Annotated in this window: 15 protein-coding genes; 3 read left to right on the forward strand and 12 right to left on the reverse strand. The window is 54.9% G+C overall.

Translation table 11 applies throughout. From position 1 onward, the window contains the following. Window positions 1–2: 2 nt before the first annotated feature. Window positions 3–779, forward strand: coding sequence for a Rossmann-fold NAD(P)-binding domain-containing protein (locus AUMI_RS04815; protein ID WP_096381925.1), 777 nt, complete (start codon window positions 3–5; stop codon window positions 777–779). Between the two features lie 61 nt (window positions 780–840). Here AUMI_RS04815 and AUMI_RS04820 read toward each other — a convergent pair whose 3' ends face one another. The 9 genes from AUMI_RS04820 to AUMI_RS04860 all read right to left on the reverse strand — a co-directional run bounded on the left by AUMI_RS04820 (window position 841) and on the right by AUMI_RS04860 (window position 8,399). Beyond that, the gene (locus tag AUMI_RS04820) at window positions 841–1,791 is read right to left on the reverse strand and encodes a Gfo/Idh/MocA family oxidoreductase (RefSeq protein WP_096381928.1); all 951 of its coding nucleotides are present in this window, start codon (window positions 1,789–1,791) and stop codon (window positions 841–843) included. Between the two features lie 2 nt (window positions 1,792–1,793). Beyond that, entirely contained in the window at window positions 1,794–2,639 is an 846-nt protein-coding gene (locus tag AUMI_RS04825; RefSeq protein ID WP_096381930.1) for a class III extradiol dioxygenase subunit beta, read from the reverse strand. Next, complete coding sequence (ligA, locus tag AUMI_RS08250) at window positions 2,639–3,037, reverse strand: protocatechuate 4,5-dioxygenase subunit alpha (RefSeq protein WP_096381933.1); 399 nt, start codon at window positions 3,035–3,037, stop codon at window positions 2,639–2,641. Before ligA ends, AUMI_RS04825 begins: the two co-directional genes overlap by 1 nt. 2 nt (window positions 3,038–3,039) lie before the next feature. Further along, complete coding sequence (locus AUMI_RS04835; RefSeq protein ID WP_096381935.1) at window positions 3,040–3,927, reverse strand: amidohydrolase family protein; 888 nt, start codon at window positions 3,925–3,927, stop codon at window positions 3,040–3,042. Continuing rightward, window positions 3,924–4,943, reverse strand: a complete 1,020-nt coding sequence (locus tag AUMI_RS04840; protein WP_096381938.1) for an amidohydrolase family protein — start codon at window positions 4,941–4,943, stop codon at window positions 3,924–3,926. The genes AUMI_RS04835 and AUMI_RS04840 overlap by 4 nt, the downstream gene beginning before the upstream one ends. Further along, window positions 4,940–6,040, reverse strand: coding sequence for a 4-oxalomesaconate tautomerase (locus AUMI_RS04845; protein ID WP_096381940.1), 1,101 nt, complete (start codon window positions 6,038–6,040; stop codon window positions 4,940–4,942). The genes AUMI_RS04840 and AUMI_RS04845 overlap by 4 nt, the downstream gene beginning before the upstream one ends. Next, on the reverse strand, window positions 6,037–6,717 hold the full coding sequence (locus AUMI_RS04850; RefSeq protein WP_096381943.1) for a 4-carboxy-4-hydroxy-2-oxoadipate aldolase/oxaloacetate decarboxylase: 681 nt from the start codon (window positions 6,715–6,717) through the stop codon (window positions 6,037–6,039). Before AUMI_RS04850 ends, AUMI_RS04845 begins: the two co-directional genes overlap by 4 nt. Window positions 6,718–6,816: 99 nt before the next feature. Beyond that, entirely contained in the window at window positions 6,817–7,608 is a 792-nt protein-coding gene (locus AUMI_RS04855; protein WP_096381945.1) for an IclR family transcriptional regulator, read from the reverse strand. Window positions 7,609–7,637: 29 nt separating this feature from the next. Next, the gene (locus AUMI_RS04860; protein ID WP_096381948.1) at window positions 7,638–8,399 is read right to left on the reverse strand and encodes an IclR family transcriptional regulator; all 762 of its coding nucleotides are present in this window, start codon (window positions 8,397–8,399) and stop codon (window positions 7,638–7,640) included. Window positions 8,400–8,510: 111 nt separating this feature from the next. On the opposite strand from AUMI_RS04860, the gene AUMI_RS04865 reads away from it, so the two are divergent. Together AUMI_RS04865 and AUMI_RS08165 are read left to right on the forward strand one after the other, a co-directional pair. After that, the gene (locus tag AUMI_RS04865; protein ID WP_096381951.1) at window positions 8,511–9,704 is read left to right on the forward strand and encodes a 4-hydroxybenzoate 3-monooxygenase; all 1,194 of its coding nucleotides are present in this window, start codon (window positions 8,511–8,513) and stop codon (window positions 9,702–9,704) included. Window positions 9,705–9,783: 79 nt separating this feature from the next. Next, complete coding sequence (locus tag AUMI_RS08165) at window positions 9,784–10,074, forward strand: DUF2218 domain-containing protein (protein ID WP_096381953.1); 291 nt, start codon at window positions 9,784–9,786, stop codon at window positions 10,072–10,074. 7 nt (window positions 10,075–10,081) lie between these two features. Here the strand turns inward: AUMI_RS08165 and AUMI_RS04875 are convergent, their stop codons facing one another. The 3 genes from AUMI_RS04875 to AUMI_RS04885 are packed head-to-tail and all read right to left on the reverse strand — an operon-like array spanning window position 10,082 to window position 13,459. Continuing rightward, window positions 10,082–11,539, reverse strand: coding sequence for an aldehyde dehydrogenase (locus tag AUMI_RS04875; RefSeq protein WP_096381956.1), 1,458 nt, complete (start codon window positions 11,537–11,539; stop codon window positions 10,082–10,084). Between the two features lie 7 nt (window positions 11,540–11,546). Continuing rightward, window positions 11,547–12,203 carry an HD domain-containing protein gene (locus AUMI_RS04880; RefSeq protein ID WP_197702050.1) on the reverse strand — a complete coding sequence of 219 codons (657 nt, stop codon included), beginning with the start codon at window positions 12,201–12,203 and terminating at the stop codon, window positions 11,547–11,549. A gap of 11 nt (window positions 12,204–12,214) precedes the next feature. After that, the gene (locus AUMI_RS04885) at window positions 12,215–13,459 is read right to left on the reverse strand and encodes an NAD(P)/FAD-dependent oxidoreductase (RefSeq protein WP_096381960.1); all 1,245 of its coding nucleotides are present in this window, start codon (window positions 13,457–13,459) and stop codon (window positions 12,215–12,217) included. Window positions 13,460–13,463 lie beyond the last annotated feature (4 nt).

Raw genomic sequence — 13,463 nt, forward strand, 5'->3', positions numbered from 1 at the left:
CCATGACTCGTATCGCTGTTATCGGTTTATCTGACTCCCTGCTTGAGTTAGCTGTATCACTCAAGAACGCCGGCGCAGACGTGGCGGGCTTTGATGCTCATGTCCCGCATTATGTCCCTATTCCGGTCAGTTCGAGCATCGAAGAAGCCATCGAGGGTGCAGATATCGTGCTCGTGCAGAGCGCACCGCATCTAGCTCTTTCAACAGCAGAGAAGATTTCTCCTGTCCTGAAAGCAGGAGCAATCTATGCAGATTTCTCTGCAGGAACTCCTGACCTCAAACAGAGCATTAAACAAACTGTTCCCGAGGGCGCCTGTGCAGATGCCGCCCTCGTGGCAGAGGTAGGCGTGGAAGCCTCTGGTGCTGCTGCAAAGCGACTGGTTTCTGAGCTCACTGCCTTATCCCTTCCTGCCTATTTCATTTCAGATAGGGCAGGGGATGTTGCCACCCGTCAGCTGTTAAGAAACCTTCTGGCTAAATCTCTCACCGGAGCTCTCACAGATACTCTCTGGGCTGCCGAGAGTATCGGATTGCAGGACTTTGCCTGGCAAGAAATTCAGCGTAAATTCGAGGGCATGACTGCTGCCAGCGCTCAAGAACTCATCAATGATGCCGCGCACAACTTCAAACGCCACCAAATAGAAATGCAGGATGTGGTGGAGATTTTGGCACAGAGCGGATACGAAAGCACCATGATTGCACCCATCCAGTTCACGCACGGCCGCATCATGCATGGGAAGAAAATTCCACACGCTCAGCCTCCGGCGAAGAAGTCTTAACGAGTTATCCCCGCACAGTGTGCGGGGATAACTCGTTCTGTCCTGGAGGTGGCAGAAAGGTTTAGTAGTCCAGCTGCTGCTGCAATTTGTCGAGAACGATGTAACAGGGAAGAACCTGAGCAACACTCGCGTTAGGTTCACGGCCTTCCTTGATCGCTGCCACGAATTCACGGTCCTGAAGTTCAATACCGTTCATGGACACATCGACGTTGGAGACATCAATGACTTCCTCTTTGCCGGTAACAAGGTCGTCATAGCGGGCAATGTAGGTTCCAGTGTCGCCGATGTAGCGGAAGAAGGTTCCCAGCGGTCCATCGTTGTTGAACGAGAGTGACAGGGTGCAAATCTTGCCGGTTTCGGTGGCCAACTGGATGGACATGTCCATGGCAATACCAAGTTCAGGGTGCTTAGGACCCTGAATGGCGTTCGCCTTCACGATCTTCTCGCCTGTTTGGTACTGGAACAGGTCCACCGTGTGGGCTGCGTGGTGCCACAGCAGGTGGTCAGTCCACGAACGTGGCTGGCCAAGAGCATTCATGTTGGTGCGGCGGAAGAAGTAGGTCTGCACATCCATCTGTTGAATGTTGAATTCTCCGGCGGTTATCTTGTTGTGAACCCACTGGTGTGAGGGGTTGAAACGACGGGTGTGACCCGCCATGGCGATCAAGCCGGTTTCCTTCTGGACATCCACGATTTCTTGAACACCCTGCAGGTTATCTGCCATGGGGATTTCCACCATGACGTGCTTTCCTGCACGCAGAGCCTCAATGGTCTGGTCATGGTGCATCTGGGTCGGGGTGGCAAGGATCACACCGTCAAGGTCTGGCTGGGTCAGAAGCTCGGTGTAGTTGTCAAAGCCCTTGTCTGCGCCGTATTTTTCAGCGATTTCATCAGCCACGTTCTGGCGGCTGTGAGCGACGTATTTGATGTTGGCGTCAGCGATGTTGGCCAGAGCATCCAGATGCTTCTGACCGAAGGCTCCCAAGCCTACGACGGCAATGTTGACGGTCATTCTTAGTCTTCCTTCGGGGTCAAAATGAGGTGTCCAACTGAGGTGTTGGAGGCAGGAACGTGGTTGAAGCGGTAAACCTCGTTGACTTTGTCACCGAGGGCTCCACGCATAATGAGCCACATAATGAGTTCAACGCCTTCAGAACCGGCTTCGATCATGTATTCCAAGTGTGGCTTGTATTGCAGCACCTCAGGCTGGTTGATGAGGTCATCCATGAACTGGATGTCCCAGGGCAGGTTGATCAAACCTGCTCGTGCACCCTGGATCTGGTGGCTCATGCCCCCGGTTCCCCACACTTCAACCTTGAGGTCACCATCGAACTGCTCTACAGCGCGGCGGATTGCCTTACCCAAGGCGAGGCAACGCTCACCAGAGGGCTGTGGGTTCATCACCACGTTGACGGGCAAAGGAATGACTTTGGTAGGCCACTTGTCGGGAGTGCCATACATCAACGACATGGGCACAGTGAGTCCGTGGTCAACCTCAAGAACGTTGAGCACGGTCATATCGAAATCGTCCGTGATCAGCGACGCTGCGAGGTGGGTTGCCAGCTCAGGAGCACCTTCTACAACGGGCACGGGACGTGGGCCATAGCCTTCGTCGCAGATGGCGTAGCTATCTGCGATTCCAATGGCGAAGGTGGGCATGATTTCCATGCCGAAGTAGGACGCGTGGTCGTTGTACACGATGATCGCGACATCAGCGGGGTTGTCTTTGGCCCACTGCTTGGAGAATTCGTAGCCATCAAACATGGGCTTCCAGTAGGCGTCCTGGGTCTTGCCCGAGTCAACCGCGTGGCCGACGGCGGGGACGTGACTGGTCGCAATACCTGCAACAATCTTGGCCATTATGCTTCGCCTCGTTCCTTCTTTGAACGCCAGCCTTCAATATTGCGGCCGCCGTCCAACATCATCTGCTGGTATTCCTGCACGTTCATATCCGTCATTGTGCTGACGGCTTGAACATAGGAGAGTCCTTCTGATGCAAAAATCTTGGACAGGAAGTAGACGTTTCCGCCCAGGTCGAGCATCTTTTGGAAGTCGCGGTCAATAACCGCTTGCTTCTGCTCTTCAGTCATGTCCCACTCGTCGAGGTAGGCACGGTTATCTGCCAGGAAGCGCTTGCGGTTTTCTTCAGTACGCAGGCTCATGCAGAACTGGTTGAGGTGGAATCCTTGACGAGCCAACTCAATGGTGAAGATGGTCGTTCCTGGAATGTCCTTGTACTGCTCAAAGTTGGGCTTCATGATTAGCTCCAGTAGAGGGTGTTGGGGTTAGTAACAAGCAATTTCTCCTGCAGCTCAGGGGTTACTGCAATCGAGGGGACATAGTCAACCAAGATGCCGTCATCGGGCATCTCAGTCTTCATGTTGGGGTGCGGCCAGTCTGTGCCCCACAAAACGCGGTCAGGGAATTCTTCAACTATCTTCTTGGCGAAGGGAACAACATCTGCGTACTCAGGTGATCCGCTCTTGGTAAGGCGGTCTGGGCAGCTGACCTTGCACCAGATGTCTTTGTTGCCTCGCATAAAATCAAGGAACATGTCGAATTCTTCGTTGTCGACAGGCTTGGTCACATCGGGACGTCCCATGTGGTCAATCACGAGTGGGATGTTCAGCGAGTTGAAGAAATCCTTCTTTTCCTTCAGGTCTGCAGGCTCGAAGTAGAGCACAACATGCCAACCGAGGGGCCGGATTTTTTCAATGATTTCCCTGTAGTAGTCATCTGGCTTAGGATCAACCAAACGCTTGACGTAGTTGAAGCGAACGCCGCGCACACCCAGATCATGCATGCGCTGCAGTTCTTCGACAGTGATATCTGGCTTCACAGTGACGACACCACGGGCTTTACCATTGGCACGCTCAAGAACATCCAGCAACGCTGAGTTGTCTGCGCCGTGGCAGGTGGCCTGCACCACAACGTTCTTCTCGAAGCCGAGGAAGTCGCGCAGAGCAAAGAGTTGTTCCCAACTTGCATCGCAGGGAGTGTATTTGCGCTCGGGTGCGAAGGGGAACACATCACCTGGACCGAACACGTGACAGTGGGCATCTACAGCACCTGCAGGGACCTTGAACTTGGGCTTGCTGGGGTTGGGGTGCCAGTCGAGCCAGTCAGCATCTTTTACAAATGCGCTCATAGTCCACGCTCCTGCAGCATGGCGTCCAGGCGAGGAAATACCTTACGGGCATTCTTAGAGAAGATATTGGTGCGTTCTTCGTCGGAGATCTTCGCTACGTCGATGTAGCGCTTGGTGTCATCGAAGTAGTGACCGGTTTGTGGGTCGATTCCGCGAACGGCACCAATCATTTCCGAACCAAAGAGGATGTTCTTGTTGTCGATGACATCGACAAGAAGATCAATACCTGGCTGGTGGTAGACACAGGTGTCGAAGAAGACGTTGTTCATCAGATGAGTATCCAGGCTGGGCTGCTTGAGCATGTCTGCCAAACCACGGTAACGACCCCAGTGGTAAGGAACAGCACCACCACCGTGAGGAATGATGAATCGCAGTGTGGGGAAGTCTGCGAACAGGTTTCCCTGCAGCAATTGCATGAACGCTGTGGTGTCAGCGTTCATGTAGTGAGCGCCGGTGGCGTGGAAGTTATGGTTACACGAGGCAGAGACGTGTATCATGGCGGGAACATCAAGTTCGACCATCTTCTCGTAGAGGGGGTACCAGAACTTGTCCGTCAAGGGAACGGTCTGCCACTGACCACCGGAGGGGTCAGGGTTAAGGTTCACACCAATGAAGCCCAGTTCATTGATGCAGCGTTCCATTTCCTTGATGGTCTCGGTCAGATCAGCACCAGGTGACTGGGGCAGCTGAGCAACACCCACGAAGTCTTCAGGGAAAAGGTCAACAACGCGCTTGATGAGGTTGTTGCAAGCAACAGTCCACTCCAGGCTGATGCGCTGGTCTCCCTCGTGGTGGCCCATAGCCGAAGCGCGTGGAGAGAAGATAGTGAGGTCTGAGCCGCGCTCTTTGATGAGCTTGAGCTGGTTCTGCTCAATGGTCTCTCGGATTATCTCATCAGAGATTTCAGGGTATTCAGGGCTGGGCTGACCAGCAGCATAGGCAGCAAGCTGGTCAATACGCCACTGGTTGTGCAGCTCAGGCGCTGTTGTGTAGTGGCCGTGAATGTCGATAATCATGCGTTCTCCCACGCGGTTTGAGGTACAAAAACTGATCCCTGCATGAGCATGCGGGCGGTGCGCAGCAGCGCAGACTTTGTCACAACAGGTGTGCCCGAGGAGTTATCTACTTCCATCTGGACGGTGAAGAACCCGGTGGGGTGTTCAACCTCAATCTCCATGCTCGAACCCACGGTGTCTAGGCCAGCAATCTGGGCAGCAACGCTTCCCTCCAGCATGCAGGCAGTGGCAACGGAGACAGCGCCCAGCACACCGATGCTTTCGTGCACACGGTGAGGAATGAAGGTGCGGGTAGAGACGAGGCCACTGTCTTGGGCTGGCGCTAGCAAGCTCATCTTGGGCACGGTTTTGTTGGTGACATCACCTAAGTTCATGAGCGGACCAACTGCTAAGCGAACTTCTTCCACGCGGGCCTTGAGTTCTGCGTTTGCCTCGAGCTCAGCTGGAGTTTCATAGCCAGTAATGCCGAAGTCGGAAGCATTCAGGCAGACAACAGGCATGCCGTTGTCGATGCAAGTCACCTGCACGCCGAGAACCTCATCCACTATGTTGCCGGTGGGCAGCAAAGCACCACAGCTGGATCCAGCAACATCTTCAAAGTTGATGGTGATAGGGGCGTGAGTTCCAGGAACTCCGTCAATCCGTGCGGTGCCGGCATAGTTCACGACTCCACCGGGAGTCTCGACAAAAGCAGTCGCCTTGGAGTCAGTGTTTTCCATGTAGATGGCAACGGGAGTCACACCATCTGCTGCGCGGACGAAACCTTTTTCAATAGCAAAGGGGCCCACACCTGCCAGGATGTTTCCGCAGTTCTGCTGGTCGCTGACCTCAGCGCGGTCAGGCCACACCTGTAAAAAGAGGTAATCCACATCGATGCCGTCTCGCTCAGACTTCGAGACAACGGCAACTTTAGAGGTGAGTGGGTGTCCGCCACCCATGCCGTCAATCTCGCGCACGTCTGGTGACCCCATCGCTGCAAGTAGGAAGGTGTCACGGGCAGCACGATCTGCAGGCAAATCACTGGCGAGGAAGAACAGTCCCTTGGATGTTCCTCCGCGCATGACTGCGCAGTCGACGGCTACTTGAGAATTGGTCATCCCTGGTAGTCCTCGTAGACGAGTCCCTTAGCAGCGAGCTTCTCGCGCATGTTGTAAATATCGAGACCGAGTTCACCCGCAGCAAGACGCTTGCGCTTGCCGGCTTCCATTGCTTCGCGCTCTTGAGCAGCCTTGAGAACCTTTTCGGCATCTTCGCGCTTGACCAAGCAGACGCCGTCAATGTCAGCCACGATGACATCCCCGGGGCGAACCAGCTGGTCTGCCATCAAAATGGGTGTCTGCACGTTTGCAATAGTTTCCTTGACAGTTCCTTGCGAGCTGATGGTCTTGGACCAGACAGGGAAGCCCATTTCGGTCAGCGTGGCCACATCGCGCACACCGGCGTCAATGACGAGTCCGCGCACGCCGTGAGCCATCAGACTCTCGGCAAGAAGGTCACCCAGGTAACCGTCGTCGCAGGGGCTGGTGGGAGTGACAACCAGAATGTCTCCAGGCTGAGCCTGCTCAACGGCGACGTGAATCATCCAGTTATCGCCGGGGGCAACTTCACAGGTCAGCGCATTTCCAGCAATCATTGCGGGGAAGATGGGGCGCAGACGACGGTTCAACAGACCAATTCGGCCCTGGGCCTCATGAACGGTGGCGGATCCGAGTGCGGCGAGGCCGTCAACAATCTCGAGTGGGGTTCGTGGTGTTCCTCGAACAACGCGTGCCATGATTCTCCCTTGAAAACTCTGAATAAAAGCAATAAAGCCTGTATCCAGACAACTGCATTGTGGCGCAGATTTCCAAGGAGCCTTCCGGATAGTGGAAGGCTAATTTATTTCAGCTTGAGGGCGAACCGTCTCGCCCAGACCTGCCTCAACCAGTTTTTGTGACAGTGCAGCACCGGTGACCTGCATGACCGGCACCATTTTGCCCAAGTCGCGTCCATCACTGGGAGCAACAATGCCCAGCGCCGCAATCACGTTGCCGCCCTTGCCACGCAAGGGCACAGCAATGGAAATTGCTCCCTCCGCGAGTTCTTCACGCGTCCACGCAAAGCCTTGCGTGCGAATGGATTTGAGTTGGGAATCCAATAAACCCGGATCAGTGATGGTTTGATCCGTGAACTTATCCAAAGAGTTGAACACTGCATGCTGCAGTTCTGAGCCTCCGTGTGCAAGAAGAACTTTGCCCACCCCCGTGGCGTGAAGAGGAAGCCTGGAGCCAGGTTTACTCATGACTTCCAGGCTTCGCGAGCCAGCAATACGGTCCACAATCAAACAGCGGAATCCATCAAGCACCGCTATTTGAACCGCATCACTGCCAAGTTGATACACATCTTCCATGTAGGGAAGCGCGACTTCACGCAGGTCTGCGTGAACCGACGCAAGCATTCCTAATCGCCAGATTTTGCTTCCGATTTCATAATCCCCGTCGGAACCACGAACTAGGGCGTCCTGCTTCTCCAACTCATGAACGAGACGGTGGGTTGTCGTCAGGGGAAGGTCAGCGCGCCTGGCGATGGAAGCTAATGACTGACGTCGATGCTTTGCATCAAAGGTGTCGAGGACGGCGAGCGCGCGACCAGTGACAGTGCGAGAGGGAGTGCTCTTTTGTGTCACGATTCGAGTCTATTTCGCTGAAGTGACAGCTACTGGGCATCGAGCTCAGCTGCGATGGAAGCAGCCGCATCTGTCAGGGTGGAAACCAAACGATTGATGTCGAGTCTGTTGAGGTGAACAATCACGCCAACGGCGGCAACACACTTCCCCTTGCGCATGATGGGAACAGCGATAGAGCCACTGCCACGTGTCATTTCTTGCCGGGTGATCGAGTAACCGTTCTTGCGAACTTCTGCCAGGTCTTTTCGCAGGGCTTCCGGGTTAGTAATGGATTGTGGGGTGGGCTTAGGAAGTGGTTGGGCAAGGTATTGCTCAATAGCTTTCTCAGATTGATAGGCAAGCAATACTTTGCCCACACCGGTGGTGTGCAGTGGAAGGTGGCCTCCCGCGCGGCTGATGGTGGGGATACTGCGTTCACCAACCAGACGGTCAACATAGAGTGCCTGACCGCGGTCGAGAACTGCAAGCGTCACGTTCTCCCCCGTCTCTTCATAGAGGCGAGCCAGGGTGGGAAGAGCGCTTTCACGCAAACGCTCACTCAGCGGCGCATGTTGGGCAATGGTCCAGAGCTTGGTCCCTACCCGGAAACGACGATCGCCACCCTTGCTCAGGAAGCCACCCTGCTCGAGAGTGCCCACTATCCGGTGACAGGTCGACATGGGAAGCTTCGTAATCTCTGCGATCTGCGTCAGGGTGAGGGCGCTGTGCTTGGAGTCAAAGCATCCAAGTATCTCCATGGCTCGTTCCAGCAGTGCAGTGGGTGCACCACTTTCAACCCGTGCAGGGCTCATCGGGTTGTCCCTTCTGAAAATTCCATCTCATGAAACTTTATCCTTGTTTCACTGTGGCGAACAGGCCTGAATTGACACAGACGTTTCCCCTGAAGAAGTAAAGGCTCAAAGATGACCACAACTATTCGCACCCAGGTAGGCATTCTGGGCGCTGGCCCCGCAGGACTCCAGCTTGCACACCTCCTCCAGCGCGCCGGCATCGACTCTGTCGTGATCGACGGTCGCAGCCGCGAAGACATCGAAGAAACAGTCAAAGCAGGAATTCTGGAATCCCCCGCGGTTGAAGTTCTCGTCGACACCGACGTTGTCTCTCGAGAGCATGTTGAAACCATGCGTCACGATGGCATCGAGTTTCACTTTGACGGTCACGCTCACCGTTTCGATTTCCCCTCGCTGACCGGCAAGGGTGTGTATCTGTTCCCCCAGCACGAAGTTCTCAAGGCTCAAATCAAGGCACGCGTCGCCGCTGGGGTTACTCCCCTGTTTGAACACCTCGCCGACAAGGTTGTGGATGGCCCCAACGGACCCATGATTGTGGGCAAGACTGCCACCGGTGAAGCATTCGAAATCTCAGCGGATTTTGTTATCGGTGCTGACGGTTCGATGAGCATCGCCCGCGAATACGTCACCGGTGACCGCTTCAGCGGCATGGCCCGCGAATACCCCTTCGGTTGGTATGGAATCCTTGTCGAGGCGCCACCAAGCTCGGAAGAGCTCATCTACAGCCGCTCTGAAGAAGGCTTCGTGCTCATCTCCACTCGTGACGAACACATCCAGCGCATGTATTTCCAGTGCGACCCCAACATGGATGTCAATGCCGTCAACGATGAGCAGATCTGGGACAAGCTTCAGGCTGGTGTGGCAACCCACGAACTCAAGCGCGGTCCCATCTTCCGCAAGGACGTGTTGAAGTTCCGCAGCTACGTCCACGACAGCCTGCGCAAGAACAAGGTCTTCCTGATGGGTGATGCAGCACACACCGTTCCCCCCACAGGAGCTAAGGGTCTGAACCTTGCTTTCAGCGATGTGTTGTGGCTCAACCGCGCACTGCGTGAGTACTACCGCTCAGGGTCTGAAAAGTACTTGGACACCTACCAAGAAGACGCGCTCAAGCGCATTTGGAAGGCCGCCAACTACTCCTACATGATGACCACCATGCTGCACATCGCACCGGATGCAACCGAGTTCGATAAGAACCGTCAAGTTGCAGACCTCTACTCACACACCGAATCTCTGGCTGGACAGACCTTTATCGCTGAAGGCTATGTTGGCTGGGATTACGACGCTGACGACTGGCGTTCATAACCACACAAAACTTCGAGGCCCCCGGACCAGCAGGATGGGGGCCTCGAATATTTTCACCTTCACACTGGATAATGAGCACATGAGCTTCGAACTTGTTGAACGCGCAGAGGTCGCCATTGAGCGCCCAGAAAGATATGGCAAACAACTTGCCTCACATCTGTCTCATAAGTGCCCCATGACAGAAACCAGTCAAGGTTGGGAACTCCTGATCCGCGATGGTGAAGGCAAAGTGTTACCTGGGAGCTCTGTCCTCGTTCTTGAAGCTCGCGCCCACGACCAAGACACCCTCGTCATTGTCAAAGACGTCCTGGAGCGTCAGCTCAGAAAGTTTGCGTCCAAGCTAGACCCACTAGATATTCAGTGGAAGTGACCCGCTCTTAGCGCTTGCGGTGGATGGACTTCATGCGCGTGTAGGCGCCGATGGCCTCTGGGCCGTATTCCATACCAATTCCTGAATCCTTCCAGCCACCAAATGGGGCAGCAAGGTTAGATCCGTAGAAGTTGATACCAACAGAACCTGATTCAATGCGGCGAGCTAGTGCAGCGCCGTGCTCAGGGTCCTCGGTGAAGATAGAGCCACCCAAACCAAACGGCGAATCGTTGGCGATGCTCACGGCGTCATTTTCATCCTCGTAAGGAATGACGACGAGCACGGGGCCAAAGATTTCTTCACGGGCCACACGCATCTGGTTGTTCACATCAGCAAAGACGGTGGGCTTGTTGTAGTAGCCACGGGTGATGCCCTCCGGCATTCCCGAACCACCCACAGCAACACGAGCGCCTTCTTCCTGCCCGATACGAATGTAGTCAGCAACAGTGGCTGCCTGCTTCTTTGAAGCAGAGGGTCCATACACAGTTGCAGGGTCGAAGGGGTCGCCAATGATGGTGTTTCCTACGACCGTAGCAACAGCATCAACGACCTCGTTATACATCGACCGTGGTGCAAGAATACGTGTCGAGTTGTAGCAGGTCTGGCCAGTGTTTCGCAGGCAGGTGCGGTTGAGCATGGAGGCGAAGTAGTCCAAGTTGGCATCAGGGAGCACGATGCTTGCTGACTTTCCACCAAGTTCAAGAGTGACTGGGCGCAGGAGACGTCCGCACTGCTCAGCGAGCAGGCGTCCGACGCCTGTGGAACCGGTGAACGCAACCTTGGCCACGAGCGGGTGCTCCACTAGGGCACCAACAACATCACGGCTGCAGGTGATGAGGTTGAGCACACCCTCAGGAATACCTGCGGCCTGGGCTGCTTCCATCAGGATGCGCAGATCCAGAGGCGTCTCTGATGCAGGCTTGATGACCACTGTGCAGCCAGCAATCAGTGCCGGAGCAAGTTTGACCATCACGAGAGCAACAGGGAAGTTCCAAGGTGCAATCAAGGCAGCAACACCACGAGGCTGGCGAACAACTTCGGTGAACTGGTCAGCAACGCCAGGGAAAGGACGTTCATCAACCTGGTCGACATAGTCGGCCAGGCCGGCGTAGTAGCGCAGGAGCTTGCCAGCGTGACCTGCAGCCTGGCGAGTTTCGGTAATTCCTGTGCCGTTTTCACTCGTAATGATCATGGCTAGGCGCTCAGCGCGTGCTTCAAACTCATCTGCAAGACGAATCATCATCTCTGCACGTGCGGGTGCACCAATATCGCTCCAGCCCGTGCCACGGAAAGCATTGTGCGCTGCCTGAACAGCACGGTCAATGTCTTCAACGGTTGAGGCAGGAACAGCTCCCCATACTTCCTCAGTGGAAGGATCGACAATCTCGATCTTCGTGGAGGAGAGGGACTTAACCCAATCGCCGTTGATGAAGTTATCGTCGTGGTATTCCTGGAGCGTGGTCATGATGTCCTTACTGAATAACGTCGAGTTTGAGCAGTTCGATGGAACGAGCAAGTTCTACTTCTGCGATGGCGCGTGCCTCGGGAGTGATGAGCTGGCCATAGATGGTGTCTTCAAGACGGAGGCGAATCTCCTGTGGTGTCTTACCAAACCACAGTGCAGAGAAGGCCATACCGGTGGGCTGGAAACGCCAGAGGCGGTCAGCATCACGCATGATGGCATCTTCGATGCCGTCATGGTTGGGGTCAGTGTCGTGGCCGTCAATAATCTTGCACACTGCCTCGACGACCTCATTGCTGTATCCCAAGGGTGGCAATACTTCGCGGGCAATATTGCATCCCTCGATTTCGTGCAGAACTCGAATATCAGACTGCATAGCGTTCTCGCTACGGAAGCCCTCAGAGATGATGCGCTCCTCATCGACACGAGCCCAGCCGGTGTCGTGCAGAAGGATTGCCAGGCGAGTTACCAGTGAATCTGCCTCGGGGTGGTGGTCCAGGAGTAGCTCAGCAAAGTTGAACGACAGTGGCAGGTGAATGTCGTTAGCACGAGTGCGCAGGTAGGGGCGAACTGCCACCCATACTGCATCAAGGTTTTCCCATTGTCCGCGGGGGCTTGCCCCATTAGCGAGGGTCGGGATGTCTCCAAGGACATGCGTGTATTCCATCGTCATTTTCTTTACGCTTCCCCGCCCGTGATGAGCGTTTTGAGGGCAATGGTGGAGTCTGCTGCCGCATCTGCAGGAATGTTTGCTCCTGCAGTGAGTGCGCGGCGAACGGCCATGTAGTCGCTGACGTCATTGACAGCGTCGATGGCCAACAGGGAACCGTTCCTGTAATAGAGAACGGAGAACTTTTCCGCGGCCATATCGCCGCGAATAACGGTCTGGTCATATCCAGAAGACAAGCCTGCAATCTGAAGTTTGAGATCTGACTGATCGGACCAGAACCAGGGAACAGCACGGTATGGCTCGCGAATACCCATGAGGGTTTTCGCTGCAACCTTGGCCTGATCAACAGCATTCTGAACAGATTCGAGTCGAACCTGACCTTCGTGGCCGAGAGGGTGCGGCAAAATCACTGCATCGCCGGCTGCAACAACATTTGGGTTGGAGGTTTCGGCGTATTCGTTGACAACGATGACGCCATCTTCCATCTCGAGAGCCAACTGGTCGGCCAGTTCACCACGTGCGGTGACACCGATACCCACCATGACGATGTCTGCTGGAACGACAGAACCGTCAGCTAGTTGCACTCCGGTTACCTTGCCGTTTTCGCCGACAAGGTGAGACACCTGAGCATTGAGAGTGACTGTGGTGCCACGTTTTTCATGGGCTGCTTTATAAAAGTCACTCACGATAGGCGAGACTGCACGACCCATGAGCCTGCTACCGGATTGCAGCACGGTGACGTTCTTTCCATGCTTTTGTGCAACTGCCGCAACCTCGAGGCCAATAAAGCCACCGCCGAGCACAACAACGTTCGTAATGGAATCCCAGCGCTTTTTGAGCTCTTTGGCATCGTCGAGGTGGCGCATGTAGAGCACGCCGTCAAGATCTGCTCCGTCGACTTTGAGCTTGCGCGGATCTGCACCTGTGGTGAGAGCAAGCTTGTCGAACGCATAGGTTTTTCCTGAACGGCCTGTGGCCACTCCCCCGTTGGGACCAAACTCAACATGCTCGATCTGCTCGCCGGTAACCACGCCAATGTTGTTTTCAACATAGAAGTGTTCGTTACGGAACTCTAAAGATTCTTCATCCATATCACCGGCCAGATAGGCCTTTGACAGCGGTGGGCGCTGATAGGGAGCATATGCTTCCTCGCCCACGATGGTGACATCACCGGCATAGCCTTCGTCGCGCAGCGACGAGGCTATTTGCATGCCGGCTTGGCCGGCACCGATGATGAGAATCTTTTCTTTCATGATG

The sequence above is a fragment of the Aurantimicrobium minutum genome (genome assembly GCF_002355535.1).
In the GTDB taxonomy this organism is placed as follows: domain Bacteria; phylum Actinomycetota; class Actinomycetes; order Actinomycetales; family Microbacteriaceae; genus Aurantimicrobium; species Aurantimicrobium minutum.